General features: G+C 35.1%; 12 protein-coding genes. 10 read left to right on the forward strand and 2 right to left on the reverse strand.

Annotated features, from left to right (window positions below; genetic code table 11):
- The first annotated feature begins 5 nt into the window (after window positions 1-5).
- The 3 genes from FAF07_RS00735 (at window position 6) to uvrB (ending at window position 9,505) form a co-directional block, all read left to right on the forward strand.
- Window positions 6-2,453, forward strand: a complete 2,448-nt coding sequence (locus FAF07_RS00735) for a T9SS type B sorting domain-containing protein (RefSeq protein ID WP_246067745.1) — start codon at window positions 6-8, stop codon at window positions 2,451-2,453.
- A 143-nt stretch (window positions 2,454-2,596) separates the two neighbouring features.
- Window positions 2,597-7,474 (forward strand): T9SS type B sorting domain-containing protein, encoded by a 4,878-nt coding sequence (locus FAF07_RS00740; RefSeq protein WP_142783291.1) that lies wholly within the window; start codon window positions 2,597-2,599, stop codon window positions 7,472-7,474.
- Window positions 7,475-7,501: 27 nt separating this feature from the next.
- On the forward strand, window positions 7,502-9,505 hold the full coding sequence (uvrB, locus tag FAF07_RS00745; RefSeq protein ID WP_142783292.1) for an excinuclease ABC subunit UvrB: 2,004 nt from the start codon (window positions 7,502-7,504) through the stop codon (window positions 9,503-9,505).
- Between the two features lie 59 nt (window positions 9,506-9,564).
- On the opposite strand, the gene FAF07_RS00750 is transcribed toward uvrB, so the two are convergent.
- Window positions 9,565-9,972, reverse strand: coding sequence for a TerB family tellurite resistance protein (locus tag FAF07_RS00750; RefSeq protein WP_142783293.1), 408 nt, complete (start codon window positions 9,970-9,972; stop codon window positions 9,565-9,567).
- Between the two features lie 365 nt (window positions 9,973-10,337).
- Here FAF07_RS00750 and FAF07_RS00755 point away from each other — a divergent pair, with 365 nt between their 5' ends.
- Window positions 10,338-10,598 (forward strand): DUF1456 family protein, encoded by a 261-nt coding sequence (locus FAF07_RS00755; RefSeq protein WP_142783294.1) that lies wholly within the window; start codon window positions 10,338-10,340, stop codon window positions 10,596-10,598.
- A gap of 199 nt (window positions 10,599-10,797) precedes the next feature.
- On the opposite strand, the gene sucC is transcribed toward FAF07_RS00755, so the two are convergent.
- A complete protein-coding gene (gene sucC / locus FAF07_RS00760; RefSeq protein ID WP_142783295.1) occupies window positions 10,798-11,988 on the reverse strand; it encodes an ADP-forming succinate--CoA ligase subunit beta in 1,191 nt (396 codons plus the stop codon).
- A gap of 197 nt (window positions 11,989-12,185) precedes the next feature.
- On the opposite strand from sucC, the gene lysA reads away from it, so the two are divergent.
- The 6 genes from lysA (at window position 12,186) to FAF07_RS00790 (ending at window position 19,314) form a co-directional block, all read left to right on the forward strand.
- Window positions 12,186-13,412 carry a diaminopimelate decarboxylase gene (gene lysA, locus FAF07_RS00765; protein ID WP_142783296.1) on the forward strand — a complete coding sequence of 409 codons (1,227 nt, stop codon included), beginning with the start codon at window positions 12,186-12,188 and terminating at the stop codon, window positions 13,410-13,412.
- Between the two features lie 452 nt (window positions 13,413-13,864).
- Window positions 13,865-14,608, forward strand: a complete 744-nt coding sequence (locus tag FAF07_RS00770) for a LytR/AlgR family response regulator transcription factor (protein WP_142783297.1) — start codon at window positions 13,865-13,867, stop codon at window positions 14,606-14,608.
- Between the two features lie 19 nt (window positions 14,609-14,627).
- Window positions 14,628-16,511, forward strand: coding sequence for a tetratricopeptide repeat-containing sensor histidine kinase (locus FAF07_RS00775; protein WP_142783298.1), 1,884 nt, complete (start codon window positions 14,628-14,630; stop codon window positions 16,509-16,511).
- A gap of 341 nt (window positions 16,512-16,852) precedes the next feature.
- On the forward strand, window positions 16,853-17,791 hold the full coding sequence (locus tag FAF07_RS00780) for an NAD-dependent epimerase/dehydratase family protein (RefSeq protein WP_142783299.1): 939 nt from the start codon (window positions 16,853-16,855) through the stop codon (window positions 17,789-17,791).
- Between the two features lie 105 nt (window positions 17,792-17,896).
- Window positions 17,897-18,307: a RidA family protein gene (locus FAF07_RS00785; protein ID WP_246067746.1), complete on the forward strand. Its 411-nt coding sequence runs from the start codon at window positions 17,897-17,899 to the stop codon at window positions 18,305-18,307.
- A gap of 65 nt (window positions 18,308-18,372) precedes the next feature.
- Complete coding sequence (locus tag FAF07_RS00790; RefSeq protein ID WP_142783301.1) at window positions 18,373-19,314, forward strand: nuclear transport factor 2 family protein; 942 nt, start codon at window positions 18,373-18,375, stop codon at window positions 19,312-19,314.
- The last annotated feature ends 113 nt before the right edge of the window (window positions 19,315-19,427 follow it).

The following is a 19,427-nucleotide window of genomic DNA, read 5'->3' on the forward strand; positions in this document are numbered from 1 at the left end:
TCAATTTGAAAAAACATACGAGCTTCATAATTTCATTTTTTTTGTTTCTGTCTGGTATTGTAATTTATGCGCAACAACCAACAGATTGTATTGAATCCGTAACCGTTTGTGGAAATAGCAACGTTAACTTAGATGTAAATGGGATAGGCACACAAGAATTAAGTGGTTCAAATACCTGTTCAAGTCAAGAAAATAATAGTGTTTGGCTCAAAATGACATTAGTAACTAGTGGCACATTAGGGTTTACGCTCACTCCAAATAGTTCTGCTATTACTGAAGATTATGATTTTTTCGTATTTGGTCCAAACGTCCCTTGTAACAATATTGGACAAGCCATAAGGTGTTCCACAACAAACCCGCAGGCTGCAGGGCAAGGTAATAACTTAACAGGAATGAACGCAAGTTCGTCCGATACCTCCGAAGGGCCTGGACCAGATGGAGATAGTTTTGTAAGATGGCTAGACGTTCAAGCTGGTGAAACATACTATATCGTTATTGATAGGCCTATTGGCAATAGCCCATTTACTTTAGATTGGACTGGTACTTCAGAATTCTCAACCCCGCCCATAGATGAATCTAGTGTGTCACCGGAACCTATAAATTTAGAAAGCTGTGATGTTTTTGCACCCTTCGATAATGGTTTTACGGAATTTGATTTAAACCAGAATACCAATCCAATTATTGGGTCGCAGACCGATGTTGTGGTCACTTACCACGCAACAGAGAGTGATGCCAACATCGGAATCAACCCATTAAGCAGTCCCTATTTAAATAAAGAGAATCCACAAATTATTTATACCAGAATAACGAATTCCATTACAGGTTGTTTTGAACTCACCAATTTTGAGTTAAGTGTAAACATAGGTCCAGAAATTAAAACGCCTCAACCTTATTCTATTTGTGATAATGCAGATGATGGGGACAGAAACAATGGGCGGGTTACTTTCGATTTAACAACAAGACAGATTGAGATTTTAAACGGGCTAGATGCTGCTGATTATAATTTTTCCTATTATACACTATTGGCTGATGCTGAAATAAAGAATGCTCCATTACCGAACCCATATTATAATAACATTCCATTTTTGGAACAAATATTTGTAAGAGTTGAAGATGTTCTTAATCCAGATTGTAATACCATTACAACATTAGATTTAGTAGTAAATATAAATCCCGAGGCTTTCGATGCCAATTTGGTGCAATGCGATGAGGACGGTGTAATTGACGGAATTACTATTTTTAACCTTAATGAAGCAGACGAAATTCTTACAGGAGGTATCCCAAATAGATACACAAGATTTTATTCAGACTCTGCTAAAACTAATGAGATTGATGGCAGCAGTTATGTAAATAAGTCTGCATTTCAAATTATTTATGTTGATGTTGTCAATGAGGATACGGGTTGCAGTACGTCTTCAGAATTACGCTTAGAAGTGAGTCTAACGGATTCAGTTGATGCACAATTAACGGAATGCGATGATGACGGAATAGAGGATGGATTTTACAAATTCGATTTAACTAATGCCGAAAGTTTTATAATTGAAGGCCTACCCTCAGGTTTAAATGTATCTTATTTTGAAAGTTATGAAGAAGCCCTTTTGGAAGTGAACAATTTGAGTAGATTATTCACAAATACTAAGCCTTACCTACAAACAATTTTTGCCAGAGTAGAAAATGTAAATGATTGTTATGGTATTAGTGAATTGGATTTAGTGGTTAACGAACTTCCAAATATTTTAGTGGAAGAAATTAGCTATTATTGTTTAAATACGTTTCCAGAACCTATAACGCTTGATGCGGCGCTCATTGATGAAGATCAAAGCAATTACCAATACAATTGGTCTAATGGTTCTACAACTTACGACATTCAAATTAACACAGCAGGCACCTACTCGGTTGTGGTAACTAATGGCAATAATTGCTCGAAAGAAAGAATTATTGTGGTGGAAGACTCAAACATAGCTACTTTTGAAAATATTGATATTATTGACGCGGCAGAAAATAATACCATTACTGTATTTGTTTCCGGTGAAGGCATTTATGAATATAGACTACTTGATGAAAATAATGTAGTCTCTGAGCCATATCAAAGTGACAATGTATTTGAAAATGTGATCCCTGGAATTTATACCGTTTCCGTTAGAGATATTAAAAATAACTGTGGTACGGTAAATAAGGCTTTATCTGTCATTGGGTTTCCAAAATACTTTACGCCTAACAACGATGGCATTAATGATACATGGCAAGTCTATGGCATTTCAAGCATGTTTCAACCAAATTCTAAAATATTGATTTTTAATAGGTTTGGAAAACTGCTAAAGGAGATTAATCCAACTGGAGAAGGATGGAATGGTATGATTAATAACAAAGTTTTACCAAGTGATGATTATTGGTTTTCCATTGTGTTACAAGATGGCAGAATATTTAAGGGTCATTTTACGTTAAAGGTCTAATTATTTAACAATTGATTCATAAATAACCGCATTTTAACCGATTTATTTTGCAGTTCGTCTGAAATAGCTTTACTTTTCAAATGAATTTAACCTGAATGATAAAATTTGTAAAAGCAAATTTATAGAAATGACACCTACATGCTATGACATTTAGAGCTTATATTATTTTAATAGTGCTCCTTTTAAGCAAATGCATTTATTCGCAAGTTATAAATGTTGATGGTTCTATTGGTGTGCAGCCCCTAATAGAAAACAATCTGGTAGATGGCTGTGTGGAAATAACAAATATTACCTCATCAATAAACGGCTCTGTAGATGGGTTGTCAAGTTTCGCATATTTTGAGAAGGGAAACTCAAATTTCCCTTTTGAGAGCGGTATTATGTTATCAAGCGGAAACGCGCCTTCTGGAGGTAATAACCCCAATGTAAATGCTTTGGATGAAGGCACAACAAATTGGGGCACAGACCCAGATTTAGAGGCTGTCTTAGGCATAACTGGAACCGTAAATGCCACATCTATTGAATTTGATTTCGTATCAATTTCCAACCAAGTTCAGTTCAATTACCTCTTTGCCTCCGAAGAGTATTTCGATCTTAATCCCTGTAGTATTTCGGATAGTTTTGTGTTTCTTATTAAAGAAACTGGAAGTGCTGCACCCTATCAAAATTTGGCCGTTGTCCCTGGAACAAATATCCCAGTAAACACAAGAACTATTCACAACGATTTATCTCCAGCATGCGCAGCCGAAAACGAAGCCTATTTTGACGGTTATAATATTGGGGACACGAATTACAATGGAAGAACAACGGTGTTGTCAGCAGGAACGACCATTGTGCCGTACGTGCAGTATCATATTAAATTAGTGATTGCAGATGAAAACGGAACCATTAAAGATTCGGCTGTCTTTATTGAAGGAAATAGCTTTAAAAATATAGATTTAGGTGAAGACATTTTAACATGTGATCCTTCTGTGCCTCTAGATGCTGATATTCAAAACCCTTTAGCTTCATATGCATGGTATTTAGACGGTGTGCTCATTCCTGGAGAAAACAATGCCACTTTAGATGCTGAAGAAAACGGAACTTACCGTGTGGAGGTTACGGTGCCTCTTAATAATTCTGACTGTACAGAGATAGATGAAATTAATGTCGTGGTTAGTTTTGAAGAACCGATGCCCACAATTTCAGATTACTTATTATGTGATGATCCTAGCGCTGACCAAACTGAAGTTTTTAATTTAGCAACGAAAGATGGGGAAATCTCTCCTATCATTCCATTCACTAATGGTTCTTTTACTTATCACCCTTCAGAAACAGATGCAAGAAACAACACAAATAGTATAACGACACCTTATCCTAACGTAACCAATCCACAATCCATATTTGTAAGAGTAGATGATTTAGACAGCGACTGTTTTACCTATACGAGTTTTGATTTAATTGTAAATCAAGTGCCAATAGTTACCGCTCCCTCTCCCTTAGAAATATGCGACGGTGATGACTTACAGGATGGTTATACCTTAATAGATTTAACGCAAAAAGACGTAGAAGTTACAAGTGGATCTGCAAATTTAGTTGTTACCTATCATTATACACAAGCTGATGCAGACACGGGATTAAATCCTATTGTATCGCCCTATGTAAACACCAATACGCCATCAGATACGGTTTATATAAGAGTGCTTGATACTCAAACTGGCTGTTTTAATACAACGTCCCTAGTCGTTGACATCACTAATAGTCCAGATGTCAATAGAGATGTTCAATTTATAGATGCTTGTGATGAAGATCAAGACGGCTTCGCAGCATTTGATTTAACACAAGTCATAGCCGATATTTTACAAGGCCTAACTGGCGTAACCAGAACATTCCACGAAACGTTTACCGATGCGCAAACGGGTGATAATCCTATCGCGAACGAAACAAATTATCAAAATATAAACCTGAACCAGCAAACGGTATATTTAAGGATTTTAGATGATGTTACCGGTTGCGCTTCCGTTGTACCTTTTGAAATTCACACAAACTTATTACTTACCGGAACAGATACGGGTGATTTTGCGCTATGCGACACCAATGATGATGAAAACGATACCTTAAAATTTAATTTAAATACCGTTGAATTATTTATTGCGAATGAGCTTCCTAATATTGAGGTTACGTTTTACGAAGAGGAGGAAGATAGGGATAATGAGGTAAATCCTGTGGATAAAACACAGTTATATGAAGCAACAAGTCCTACTACTTTGTACATTTCCATAACCAATGGTGCTTGTACTGAAGTCTCTGAAATTAGATTAATAGTTAATCCCATTCTACTTTTCAATCCTGTAGACCCTGTGCCCTATTGTGATAATGATGAGGATGGCATTGTTAACATAGATTTCACTTTATTGGACGACCGTATAACAAATGGAAATACCAATTTTGAAGTGCGCTACTACCCCACACAAATAGATGCCGAAAATGACACAAACCAATACCCGCCATCTTATGAAAATTCTGATCCTCTAGAACCCGTATTTGCTAAAATCGTCAATTTAGATACGGGTTGCTCTACTATCAATTCTTTTCAAATTGAAATTATTCCAGCGCCTGCAGCTATATCGCCTACCCCAATATTTATATGTGATGATGACCAAGATGGAGTTTCAACTATCAATTTAGAAGATAAATTATTCGAAATAGTTTCAACAACATCCAATGTTAATATTGATTTCTACACATCGTTTATAAATGCCGAAACGGAGACTGACCCAATTCCTAATCCTACCACTTATATTGCCAATACACAAGATATTTTCGTGCGTGTTGAAAATGACGATACCTTGAAATGTTTTAATATCGTGACCTTAAATATTTTCGTAAATACCTTACCCCAATTTGATACCATTAGTAATTTTCAAATCTGTCAAAATACAGGCAGTAATGTCGCAGACTTTTTATTAGTTGAAAAAGATACTGAAATACTAAATGACCAAACTGGAAAAGAAGTCTATTATTTCGAAAATGAAAGCGATGCACTTAATGGTAATTTAAGTAATGCCATAGATAAAAACGAAAATTATAGAAATACATCAAGCCCTCAAACAATCTATGTTAGGGCTGAGAACACTACAGATTCTGGCTGTTTCAATACAACATCTTTCATATTACAAGTGTCGCCAGACCCTGTTTATAATAATCCCACACCATTTTTTGTTTGTGATGACAGTTCTAATGACGGGGTTAGTGTCTTTGATTTTAATGAAAAGATTGCTGAAATTGAAGCAGGATCAACTGATTTACTAAACATTTCGTTTCATGAAACCTTATCAAAAGCAGAAAACAATCTTGATGCTCTCGATACTACTTATACCAATATTACGAACCCACAGACCGTGTATGTGCGTATTGAAAGTGATGATTCGCTGTGTTATGTTGTAGAAGAATTGGATATCAATATTATTGCAGCACCAGATATTACAGAAGCATCACCACTTGTGCTGTGTGATGATGGTTATGACGGATCGGTGAGTTTCAACTTAGAAAATGCAGACTTTCAAATTCTTGATCGTATCCAAACAAACCTTAGCGTTCATTATTATACAAATTTTGAAGACATCAATCAAGAAGATGGTTTAGACAATACTAATCAAATTCCAGATCCAACAAATTATATATCTAATTCCGCCACAGTTTGGATTAAGGTACTTCAAAATCAGTCAAGTTGTTTTAGCGTTATCCCTTTGGAATTGCAAGTAAATCTGCCTCCAGAATTCAATGCCATAAGCACTATTCCTATTTGTGATAATGATACAAACACCTTCGATCTAAATGAAATAAATCCACTTATTGTCGATGATTTATCCGTGGTCAATATTTCTTATCATGACACACAAACTGATGCCGATGATAATATTAACCCATTGGCGAATACCTATAACTATACAACTAATAACCATATTATTTTTATTAGAATTGCCTATGCGGAAACAGGCTGTCCCATTACCACCTCTTTTAATCTGGTAATAAACGAAAATCCAATAGCAAACCAACCACCAGATTTAACTGATTGTGATGATAATTTCGATGGTGCGCTTGAGTTTGATTTATCGGTTAATTCAAATGCGGTCATTGGTTCTCAAACCGAAAATCTATCGGTTACTTATTACAGTAGTTTTAACAACGCTTTTGATGCTGAAAACCCACTAAGCAATTCGCACGCTGCATTTAACGGTGAAAATGTATTTGTTCGAATAGAAAATAATGACACGGGTTGTTTTGATATTACTGATTTCACCATTTTTGTAGACCCGCTGCCAGTGATACCTATTAATGATATAGTCCCGTTATGTCTTAATGATTTGCCACTAATTATAAATGCTGATACAGGTATCCTTGGAGAAACTTACTCGTGGTCTACAACTGTTAATCCTAGAGTAGATAATTCCACATTGTCAGAAATACAAATAGAACCTACAGAATTGGGTGAATATTCTATTACCGTGACATCACCAGAAGGCTGTCAATTCACTAAAAATTTTACGGTCATTGACTCTGAAGAGGCAACCATTAATTTTACAACTACTGTCGATTTCGCAGACCCAAATAGTATCACTGTGGATGTAAGTGGCATTGGTGATTATGTGTTTATTCTTGACGATGGGGAACCACAAACATCCAATGTATTTGAGAATGTCACCTTCGGTCTACATAACATAACTATCAGGGATTTAAATGGCTGTAAGGATATTATTGAAGAAGTAGTGGTTATTGATGTGCCTAAATTTGTAACCCCGAATAATGATGGTGCTTATGATAGGTGGCATATTGTTGGTATAGAGCAACTCCCAGGCACGGTTGTTTATATATATGATAGATATGGCAAGCTCCTCAAAACCTTGCCTTCTACTTCAATGGGTTGGGACGGTACCTTCAATGGCTATAATATGCCAGCTGATGATTATTGGTTTCTCGCAAAAGTTAAAAAAGACGGTACCGATTTTGATGTCAGAGGACATTTTTCACTAAAACGATAGCATTTAATTTTTGCGTAATTTTGCATAATGCGATTTAAAATTCAATCAGAATTCAAGCCCACTGGTGATCAGCCGCAGGCTATAAAACAACTTGTAGAAGGCTTAAACGTTCAAGAGAAATACCAGACCTTACTTGGTGTTACGGGCTCGGGTAAAACGTTTACTGTAGCCAACGTTATTGAGGATGTTCAAAAACCAACATTGGTTTTAGCCCATAACAAAACGCTGGCAGCCCAACTATATTCAGAATTTAAGCAGTTCTTCCCCGATAACGCCGTTGAATATTTCGTATCCTATTACGACTATTATCAACCAGAAGCCTACATTCCTGTATCTGGAGTTTATATTGAAAAAGACCTCTCTATAAATGAAGAAATAGAAAAAATGCGATTGAGCACCACCTCGTCCTTATTATCGGGACGTCGTGATGTATTGGTGGTAGCGTCGGTATCCTGCTTATACGGTATTGGAAATCCAGTTGAATTTCAAAAAAATGTCATCTCCTTAGAACGTGACCAAGAAATATCCAGAACCAAGCTATTGCATAGACTCGTGCAAAGTTTATATTCTAGAACAGAAGGGGAATTTAAACATGGAAATTTTAGAATCAAAGGCGATACGGTCGATATTTTCCCAAGTTATGCAGATGATGCCTTTAGGGTTCATTTTTTTGGTGATGAGATCGAAGAAATCGAATCTTTTAATATTCAAACCAATCAAGTTGTCGAAAAATACGACCGCCTAAATATCTATCCCGCCAATATGTTTGTTACCTCTCCAGATGTGCTTCAAGGAGCTATTAAAGACATACAAGATGATTTGGTGGAGCAACATGATTATTTTAAAGATATTGGTAAGCACATAGAAGCAAAAAGGCTGAAAGAGCGCACCGAATTTGATTTAGAGATGATTCGTGAATTAGGTTACTGTTCTGGTATTGAAAACTATTCGCGCTATTTAGATGGTAGATTACCAGGTACCAGACCCTTTTGTTTACTCGATTATTTTCCTGATGATTATCTAATGGTGGTAGATGAAAGCCACGTGACCATTTCTCAGGTTCATGCCATGTATGGCGGGGATAGAAGCAGAAAGGAAAATTTAGTGGAGTACGGATTTAGACTTCCCGCGGCTATGGATAATAGACCCTTAAAGTTTGAAGAATTTGAAGCCTTACAAAATCAGGTGATTTATGTCAGTGCCACACCTGCAGATTATGAATTGGAAAAATCGGACGGGGTTTATGTGGAGCAGGTCATTCGGCCAACAGGTTTACTAGATCCTATTATTGAAGTTCGACCTAGTCTAAATCAAATAGATGATTTAATTGAAGAAATTCAGCTACGCGTTGAAAAGGACGAACGTACCTTAGTGACGACATTAACCAAGCGGATGGCCGAAGAACTCACTAAATATTTGGATAGAATTCAAATTCGTTGCAGATATATCCATAGTGATGTAGATACCTTGGAGCGCGTTGAAATTATGCAGGATTTGCGTAAAGGTTTATTTGATGTATTGGTCGGTGTGAATTTATTGCGTGAAGGTTTAGATTTACCAGAAGTCTCTTTAGTGGCCATTTTAGATGCAGATAAGGAAGGTTTTCTAAGATCAAACAGATCGTTGACACAAACCGTGGGTAGAGCTGCAAGAAACTTAAATGGAAAGGCAATTATGTATGCGGATAAAATAACCAAAAGCATGCAAAAAACGATAGATGAAACGGAATACAGACGGGAAAAACAAATAGCATATAACACCAAGCATAACTTAAAACCAAAGGCTTTAAATAAAAGTTTAGATAATGCGCTGTCCAAAAACTCGGTGAGTACATATAGTTACGCATTGGAAGCATTGAAGGCTGCTGAACCAGAAAGTGAATACTTATCAAAACCAGAGTTAGAGAAAAAAATACGGGAGAAGCGTAAACTTATGGAAGAAGCCGCCAAAGCTTTAGATTTTATTATCGCTGCCCAGTTGCGCGATGATATTAAAAGCTATCAGAATAAGCTAGAAAAGCTAAAAGTATAACCTTTTAGCTTTTTTTTGGCCCTTTTAAGGCAATATTTGAGTGATAATAGCTGAAATTATTAGTTATATTGTGTTTTAAAAATATCTATTAATACATCTGGAGGAACAATTTTGTTTGGGAAACTTTCCATTAAGTATAAAACTTTGGTAATAGACTCATGGCTTAACCCCATGCGCAGTCCGAAATTATATAATTTTATAGCACCAGATGATGAATTATCGCTGTCACTATCAATGTTCATTAATAGGACCAGTCTATGAAATTGAACAATACGTTCACTGTGAGATTTTAAATGTGTATAGGTCACAGGATGTTCAATTAAATAATCAAAATCCTCGCGTGCAATATCTAGTTGCTTAGCCACTCCCAAAAGGAAGTGATATTCTATATTCTTTATATCCTTATCGTACTTCGCAAAAGCGATCATTTCAGATAAAAGGCTCAATTTTTCTACTCTATTAATCATTTCTAAGGGATTAAATAATTATACTATAAAGGTACACAGAAAGGTGTTTTATTAATCGTAGATATAATGTCTCTTATCGAAAACACGTACGTATTTTATCGTGATTTTTATTTAGTTCATCATAAAAAAAATGTATATCCAACAAAAAAGGAGAGATTTTCTATGTATTTAACAATCTTTTTTATCAATATCACATAATATAAATAACTGAATATCAATATTTTAATCATAATTAAATGAAAATTGAATTTAAATTATAGAACGTATATTTAAAGTATCTTTACAAAAATCATCAAAACGCTAGAAATACATATTTCGCAAAAAACATTGATTAAATAAGTAATTTCAAAATCTAAATATTCAAAATGACAAATAATGATATTTTAAAAAAATTAAGAGTTGCCTTAAAACTAAGAGATGATGATATTGTTAAGATCTTAGAGCTTGTTGATTTTAGAATTTCAAAAAGTGAACTCGGTGCGTTTTTTAGAAAAGAAGACCACCCAAAGTATATGGAATGTGGTGACCAAATACTAAGAAATTTTTTAAACGGTTTAGTGATCCACTTACGCGGACCGATGCCAAAAAAGCAGGACAAGTCAAAACAAAAAAAGAGCAACGATTAACGTTGCTCTTTTAATTTATGAAGTGGTTTAAACTTTTTTGATTGAAGCGAAAAATAGCTAATTTTTATTCATTTTGAAGATTTTTTTGCACTTCATAGCAACGTTACGAAGTAAAAAAAAGACAAAAAAAGGGATGAAAAGGAGCATTTTGCATCCAATTGAAAAAAGTTTAAACCACTTCTTCTATATATAAAGGTATCTAACCTAAAACCTGTTGTACTTTATCAGCAGCTTCTTGAAACTCTGTAGCACTCATAACATCCAACCCAGAATTGTCAATTAATTCTTTAGCGATATCTGCATTGGTACCTTGTAAACGTACTATGATTGGCACATTTATAGTTCCCATATTTTTATAAGCATCTATAACGCCTTGAGCAACACGGTCACAACGAACAATGCCTCCAAAAATATTAATTAGTATCGCTTTTACAGCTGGATCTTTTAATATGATTTTAAAAGCCGCTTCTACACGGGCAGCATCAGCAGTACCTCCAACATCTAAAAAGTTGGCTGGCTCTCCTCCTGCTTGTTTAATTAAATCCATTGTTGCCATGGCTAAACCTGCTCCATTTACCATACAGCCCACGTTTCCGTCAAGGTCTACATAATTTAAACCTAACTCGCCAGCTTCAACTTCGATAGCACTCTCTTCACGTAAATCACGTAAATCGACATAGTTTTTATGTCTGTAAAGCGCATTATCATCAATAGTTACTTTGGCATCAACAGCCATTATTTTATTATCACTTGTTTTTAAAACAGGATTTATTTCGAATAAAGAAGAATCAGATGCTACGTAAGCTTTATATAAGTTGGTCACGAATTTGGTCATCTCTTTAAAAGCTAAACCAGACAAGCCTAAGTTAAAAGCGATACGTCTTGCTTGAAAAGGCATCAAACCGACGGACGGGTCAACTTCTTCATTAAATATCAAATGCGGCGTCTCTTCAGCAACTGTTTCAATATCCATGCCTCCTTCAGTAGAATACATAATCATATTTCTACCTGTACCACGATTCAATAAAACCGACATATAATATTCTTCGGTTTCAGTTTCACCTGGATAATATACATCTTCAGCTACTAAAACCTGATGCACTTTCTTCCCTTCAGCTGAAGTTTGAGGTGTAATTAGGTTCATTCCAATGATCTTACCAGCAATTTCCTCAACTTCTTGAAGGCTTTTAGCAAGCTTAACACCACCACCTTTTCCACGTCCACCTGCATGAACTTGTGCTTTAATCACATGCCAGCTTGTTCCGGTTTCTGCAGTTAGTTGTTTTGCAGCTGCTACTGCTTCGTAAGCATTTTGTGCCACTATACCACGTTGGATACGCACTCCAAAACTGCTTAAAATTTCTTTACCTTGATATTCGTGTAAATTCATAAGTCACTAAATCGTTTAAGTAGCGCAAAAGTAAATAATCGGTACTAATTAGACTAATATTTTGCACACAATGACCACTAGAATATTTTAATTTCTATATTGTTAAATAATTAACATTTTGTTTAATGTGTATCATTTTTTATTTATTTATTTTTGTTAGTGTACAAAAAAATATCTTTGACCAAAATGTAAATAAAATGAACAATAGTGAATTATTAAACATAGCGAAAGATTTTGGTAGTCCGCTATACGTATATGATGCTGAAAAAATAGAAAGTCAATACAAGCGGCTAACAAATGCCTTTAACAATGTGAAGCATTTAAAAATAAATTACGCCGTTAAAGCGCTCTCTAATATATCTATTCTCAAATTTTTTAATGCGCTTGGTTCCGGTATTGATACAGTCTCTATTCAAGAGGTTCAGTTGGGTTTGGCAGCAGGTTTTTTAGCAGAGCAAATTATATTCACTCCCAATGGTGTATCATTAGATGAAATTGAAGAAGCTGCGGAATTAGGGGTTCAAATTAATATCGATAACCTCTCCATTTTGGAGCAATTTGGCACTAAACACCCTAATGTTCCTGTATGTATACGAATTAACCCACATGTTATGGCCGGTGGAAATAGCAATATTTCTGTAGGTCATATTGATTCAAAATTCGGTATCTCAATCCACCAAATCCCACATTTGCTTCGTATTGTTGAAAACACTAATATGACTATTAACGGCATTCATATGCACACCGGTAGTGACATATTGGATATTGAAGTCTTTCTATATGCCAGTGAAATCCTTTTTGATACTGCCAAACAATTCAAAAATTTAGATTTTATCGATTTTGGGTCTGGATTTAAGGTGCCCTATAAACTGGGAGACATAGAAACCAATATTGAAGAACTTGGTAAAAAATTAAGTGCACGCTTCAATGCCTTCTGTAAAGAATACGGAAAAGAACTAACGCTGGCTTTTGAACCGGGGAAATTTTTAGTGAGTGAATCTGGTTGTTTTTTAACAAAAGTGAATGTCGTAAAACAAACCACATCTACTGTTTTTGCACAAGTAGATTCTGGATTTAATCATTTAATAAGACCGATGCTTTATGGGTCTCACCATGATATTGTAAACATTTCAAACCCTAGTGGGCGAGAGCGTTTTTATACCGTTGTTGGATATATATGTGAAACCGATACCTTTGGCAATAACCGTCGTATCAATGAAATTAATGAAGGAGACACCTTATGCTTCAAAAATGCGGGAGCTTATTGTTTTTCAATGGCGAGTAATTATAATTCAAGATACCGGCCTGCGGAGGTGTTGTGGTATAATAAAACCGCACATTTAATTAGAAAAAGAGAAACCTTTAATGACATTTTACAAAATCAAATAGCTATTGATTTTTCATTAAAAAAAGAAAAATGTTAATTAAATGATTTATTATACATATCGGTTTCTGAAAATACTCAAACTCACTTGAGCATTTTTTATGCTGTATGACATTAATATTATGATGTATATCATTTTTCGTCTAGCAAGTACTTCTACATCTCGTCACCCTGAACTTATTTCAGGGTCTCCTCCCAACCTATTGGGATGCTGAAACAAGTACAGCATGACGAAAACCTGAATATTGCTAGTTAAAAGTAGTAACTGACACAAAAGCAAACAATCAGAATATTTTTCAATAAAAACTGTTAATAGTCAATTATTTTCTTTAATATTATAATTCATTCCCCCTAAGTCTTTTAATTAATAGCAATAAACTAAAAGACTCTAATGCAAAAAATACTCTCAACGCATTATTCCATGTTGAATTTTAAACTGTTTTTACTATTTGAGAAACTTTTATTCACCATACATTCAATCTTCCAAAATAAATGATCGAGCCCATTAAAATATTAATCGTGGAAGATGAGATGATCATTGCCGCAAATATGTCGCTACAACTAACAACTTTGGGTTATAATGTTATAGGCATTATGCCAAAAGGTGAAGATGCCTTATCTCATATAAAGCAAAACCAACCAGACATTATTCTATTGGACATCCATTTAAGAGGCGACCTTACTGGTATTGAGACAGCCAAAATAATACAGGAAGATTATAAAATCCCGATTATTTATGTAACAGCCAATGCGGATGAGGTTCATTTCAATAAAGCTAAAACGACTAACCCCTATGCCTTTATTTCCAAGCCTTTTAAAAAATTAGACTTACAACGGGCTATCGAATTAACGATAAATAGAATCCATTCTGAAAAAGAATTAGATATATCATCTACAGATGAAAAAGCACCTCCATTTATTTTAAGCGATTGTATTTTTGTACGCCATCATGAAAAAATGGTTCGCGTCAACATCAAGGATATTCTTTATATTGAGGCCGAGAGAAACTATTGTCGCATCTATTCTAAAGACAAACAATATTTGTTAGCCACCACACTTAAGGATATAGACAGCAAACTATCACATCAACATTTTTTAAGAGTGCATAGATCTTTTATAGTGAATATATCTCGTATTGATGAAATTGCAACGAGCCATATTGTTATTTCAAGAAAAGCTATTCCTATAAGTTCCGAATCAAAGAAACAGTTGCTACAACATATCCAAAAAGTATAATATTCTCTATCTCTCATTTATGAAAAATCTATTATATTTCCTTTTTATTTTCTTCCATATAGGATATACCCAAGAGACAGGCATTCAAGAGCTTCAGCAAAAATTAAATTCGGAACAGCAAACTGATAATCAACTGGAGATTATAAACGACATGGTAGATACCGCCTTCGGTCAAAATATTGAGCAGGCTTTAAAATTTGCAAAACAAGGTGTAACGTTATCTGAAAGGGCAGACCACAAAGACTGGCAACCAAAATTCTATGAAATGCAAGGCAGAATGCACGCCAACTTATTGCAACTCGATTCGGCAACCCTATTCTTTAACAAAGCGATTAAAGGCTATGAAGCTGTAGATAATTTGAATGGAAAAGCGACAACACTTTTCAAGTTAGCCTGGGTAGATAGAAAAAATGGCGATTTAGAAAATGCATTAAAAAAGGATTTGGCTGGTTTAAAAATCATGGAAACCATGAATAATAAACAAGGTATTTGTGATGGTTTAACCAGGATCTCTGATGATTTAACACGTCAAAACCGATTGACAGAAGCCTTAGAATATGCTAAAAAATCTATAGATATAGCAGAAACCTATAATTTAACTTCAGAAAAATTCTATGTCAATTTTAATGCTGCCAATGTGGCTATGGCATCTGGTGACTACACCCTATCCTACGATTATTATATAAAAGCCTTAGCCATTTCACAGGAACAAAAGTTGGGATTAGCAACAGAAGCAGATGTAACCAATGGTATAGGGAATGCGCTTAAGCGCTTGGGCAAATACGAGCAAGCCATAGAAAAATATAAAAAAAGCTTAGCACTGGCCAAAGCAGCCAATTACGCAAATGCTATAAGTGCCACTATGGCGAATTTGGGTGAGGTGAATATGCTTTTAGGTCATTATGACGAAGCTTTAGTCTATCAGTTGGAAACTGTAAAGCGGCAAGAAAGTTCGAACGATTTTTCTAACCTCATAGAAAATTATAACCATGTAAGTACCATTTACAACAAGTTGGGAAATTATAAAACAGCCTTGAGTTTCAAAGAAAAAGCCTATGACCTTAGAGACAGTATAGCTTCTATTGAAAGTGATGCTAAAATGTCTGAGCTGTTAACCCAATATGAAACTAAAAAGAAAGAAGAAACCATTGCCATTCAAGACAGTAAAATTTCCCAACAAAAATTAATTCAAACCTTAAGTTTTGCTTTTGCAGCCTTACTGTTAGGCCTTTTGGTGTTTGGTTTTATTAGCTACCGCAACCGAAGCAAATCCAACAAATTATTAGCTTCTAAAAATGCTGAGATTGAATTATTGCTAAAGGAAGTACACCATAGGGTAAAAAATAATTTAGAAGTAGTTTCTAGTTTATTAGCGTTACAATCTGCACAAATAGAGGATACAAACACCAAGGAAGCCATGTTAGAAGGTCAGAACCGTGTTAATTCAATTGGTATTGTACACCAAAAATTATATCAAGGTAAAAACCTGGGCGCTATAGAAATGAAGGATTATTTTCTAAATTTAAGTGAAAGTATTATAGATAGTTTTGGGGCAGAAAAAAGGATAAACTTAAGCCTAGCTATGGAACAACTTGACTTAGATATTGATACCGCAGTTCCACTGGGTTTAATAATTAATGAATTATTGACCAATACCGTAAAATATGCATTTCCTCAAAACGACCATGGAAACATTACCATCAGACTAGAAAAACATAATAACAATATACTGCACCTTGAAGTAACTGATGACGGTATTGGTAAATCTGGCATAACCCAAGGCACGGGCTTCGGCTCACAGCTCATTTCGCTACTTACACGGCAATTAAACGGAAGCATGAAAGAAGATAGCAGTAACGGTACTACCTTTATTTTTGACTTTAAACTAAAGCCATCCGCATAGCGCATTAAAATTAATCCTATAGATTTAATTTTCAAGTAATTAACTTACCGGTAAATAAAACACCCCTTTAGGACACTATTTAGCCCCCTTCGTCCTAAATCGCTTGTAAACAATAATTTACATACGTTACTTAGAGTAGATTTAAAAGAATGATTTAGTCATTTTAAGAATTAACCAACAACCAAGCCTACAAGATTATTTGTACTGAACCCGTTTCAGATGCATTCTTGTAGGTTTTTAAATTTAAATAATAAAACATCCATAATTAAACATTTAGTCACACATAAGAATGATTGTATGGATGTTATATGTGACAATATAAAAACAACAAATATAAACACATGAAAAAAGTAGGTGTCATAGGGGGTTCTGGTTTCATAGGAAGCTACATCACAAAAGCCTTTTTAAATCAGGGCTACCAAGTAAAAGTTTCAACTACCAATATTTCCCGTGAAGACAAGTATGAACATCTGATGGTTTTTAATAAATCTGACAATTTACACATCAGCGAATTGGATGTAACAGATAAAATAGCACTAAAGGATTTTGTAAGTGATTGCGATGTAGTTATTCATAGTGGTACCCCATTTATATTAGATGTACAAGATCCAAAATCACAACTATTCGACCCAACTATTAATGGGACTGAGAATTTTTTAGACGTTATAAATAGTACGCCAGGCATTGAAAAAGTAGTGTTTATAGCATCGGTCGCTGCTTGGAACACCAATTTTCCATTTCCTGCGGAACTGAAGAATTTTACAGACACTTTTGATGAAGAGGACACTAGATTTACTAGCACCGAAAGTCACCCATATGCACAAGCAAAATTTATAGCAAATCATATGGTCGACACATTCATAGAGGAAAATCCAGACATCGAGTTTGAAATAAGTTCAGTGTCTCCAGTAATGGTCATGGGGAAATCCCTATCAAAAAGAGAAGATTCCACTTCTGGAGGTTTCCAATATTTAATAAAAAACAACATGGCACCAGACGATTTTATCCAAACACTATATGATAACGATGTGCCTTTAGCCATTGTTGATGTTGAAGACGTTGCCAATGCAACCTTTAAAGCAGCAACTACTTTAGGATTGCACGGTAAGAATTATTTACTAAGCAGTGAAACCTACAAAGTATCTGATGTGCAGGCGATGCTAAATAATGACCCTCCAAAAGAGGACCCAAGTATTATCTACAAAAATGATTTGGCTACAGCCGAATTGGATATTCAGTTTAAACCTGTTATAGAAACACTAAATAGTTATTCAAACTAACAAAAGATGAAAACAACAACGCTGTTAAAACTAGGTCTTTTCTCAATCGCATTGTCGATGGGTCTCATGGGATGTCACCAACCACAAAAAGAACAGGTAAAACACATGGAAACCGTTGAAGCTAAGCCAGAAACTCCTGAATATTTCTTACTGCGCCCTGAAGTTGAAAACGCCTATGGCTACTCACATGCTGTTAAAATTGGTAACGACATAAAGGTATCTGGAGCAGTTAGTATGGATGACGAAGGGAACGCTACATCAATTGGCGATTTGGAACAACAAATGAAGAGCTGCTATTCCGATTTAGAAAAAATATTAAAACATTATGGCTGCACATTCGATGACGTGGTCGTTGAAAACATTTTCACTACCAATATGCCAAAATTTCTAGAAGTTGCTAGTTATAGAAATAGCATCTACAAAAAGCAATTTCCAACGGGATCCTGGTTGGGCGTAAAAGAATTGGCCCTACCGGAGTTCATGATAGAAATAGAACTAGAGATATATAAACCTTAGTAAAATAAAATTAATTAATTAACCAGAAGTGCGGCGTCAGCACGATAAACTCTGACAACCATAAGATGAAAAAAATAACAGTAATTTTTATGATGATGATAATGATCGTCTCATATGCACAGAAAAAAACAAACGGAACCGTTTACATTGACCACCCAGCCATTACAGCCGTTGAAGCCATGACAAAAGCATTTGTAAGTGGCGATTCAACAAAAGTGGCCAGCTATTTAACTGATGATTTTAAAGCCTATAATGGCGTAGGTGTAAATCCGAGAGCCAAAGGACAGGACAAGGCTACATTTTCTAGCAGATCTAAAAGTTGGAACGATGGCTTAGATTATTTTACCATAACTCGCACAAAAGGAGCTTATCCCGATGCTATTGAATACAAAAAAGACAATAATGAAGATGTGGTTTGGGTACAAACCTGGGAAGATATAAAAGGTGTCCATAAAAAAACGGGTGTGAAAGTAAACATGCCCATGCACCGCCTTTTTGTTGTCAACAAAGAGAATAAAATAAAAACCATCATAAATTACACCAACCAAAGTGTTTTTGATGAAATAGGTCGCAGTTATGTAGATAGAACCAATGGTACTATTTATAACCACCACGACAATATCAATACCGTGCGTAAAGCCTTTTATGCCTTCGAAAATTCAGATGTGGACAAATGCTTGAGTTACTTTAGCGATGATGCTTCGTTTTCTAACATCAATTATGAATTTGGAACATCAGATACCAAAGCCGAAACAAAAACAAACTGGGAACAATTCTTAAAAGATTTTGAAATAAAAAATCTAGAAATGATAGGCTATCCCGATTATCTGGAATACGAAATGGGCAACGGACGCGAAGTACTATCATGGTGGAATTATCATCTAATACGAAAATCGGATAAAAAAGAAATTCAACTTCCTTTCCATGCCAGTAGTAGTTTTGATGCCGATGGAAAAATAACTTCACACATGATCTATTACAGCCAAACCATGTTAAGTGCTAAGTAAATAAACAACACCTTATCCCAAAAAGGCAGCAGTTATAATATAACAAAAGCTGCCTTTTTTATAACAAGTTCGGGGTTTCAAGTCATTTCTATAATTACTATAAGCAAAGCACA

The sequence above is a fragment of the Changchengzhania lutea genome (assembly GCF_006974145.1).
GTDB lineage: Bacteria > Bacteroidota > Bacteroidia > Flavobacteriales > Flavobacteriaceae > Changchengzhania > Changchengzhania lutea.

Excerpts from the sequence above, each read along its gene's own strand:
- FAF07_RS00740 (WP_142783291.1), top strand. The coding sequence starts at position 2,597 with ATGACATTTAGAGCTTATATTATTTTAATAGTGCTCCTTTTAAGCAAA.
- uvrB (WP_142783292.1), top strand. The coding sequence starts at position 7,502 with ATGCGATTTAAAATTCAATCAGAATTCAAGCCCACTGGTGATCAGCCG.
- FAF07_RS00750 (WP_142783293.1), bottom strand. The coding sequence starts at position 9,972 with ATGATTAATAGAGTAGAAAAATTGAGCCTTTTATCTGAAATGATCGCT.
- FAF07_RS00755 (WP_142783294.1), top strand. The coding sequence starts at position 10,338 with ATGACAAATAATGATATTTTAAAAAAATTAAGAGTTGCCTTAAAACTA.
- sucC (WP_142783295.1), bottom strand. The coding sequence starts at position 11,988 with ATGAATTTACACGAATATCAAGGTAAAGAAATTTTAAGCAGTTTTGGA.
- lysA (WP_142783296.1), top strand. The coding sequence starts at position 12,186 with ATGAACAATAGTGAATTATTAAACATAGCGAAAGATTTTGGTAGTCCG.
- FAF07_RS00770 (WP_142783297.1), top strand. The coding sequence starts at position 13,865 with ATGATCGAGCCCATTAAAATATTAATCGTGGAAGATGAGATGATCATT.
- FAF07_RS00775 (WP_142783298.1), top strand. The coding sequence starts at position 14,628 with ATGAAAAATCTATTATATTTCCTTTTTATTTTCTTCCATATAGGATAT.
- FAF07_RS00780 (WP_142783299.1), top strand. The coding sequence starts at position 16,853 with ATGAAAAAAGTAGGTGTCATAGGGGGTTCTGGTTTCATAGGAAGCTAC.
- FAF07_RS00785 (WP_246067746.1), top strand. The coding sequence starts at position 17,897 with ATGGAAACCGTTGAAGCTAAGCCAGAAACTCCTGAATATTTCTTACTG.
- FAF07_RS00790 (WP_142783301.1), top strand. The coding sequence starts at position 18,373 with ATGAAAAAAATAACAGTAATTTTTATGATGATGATAATGATCGTCTCA.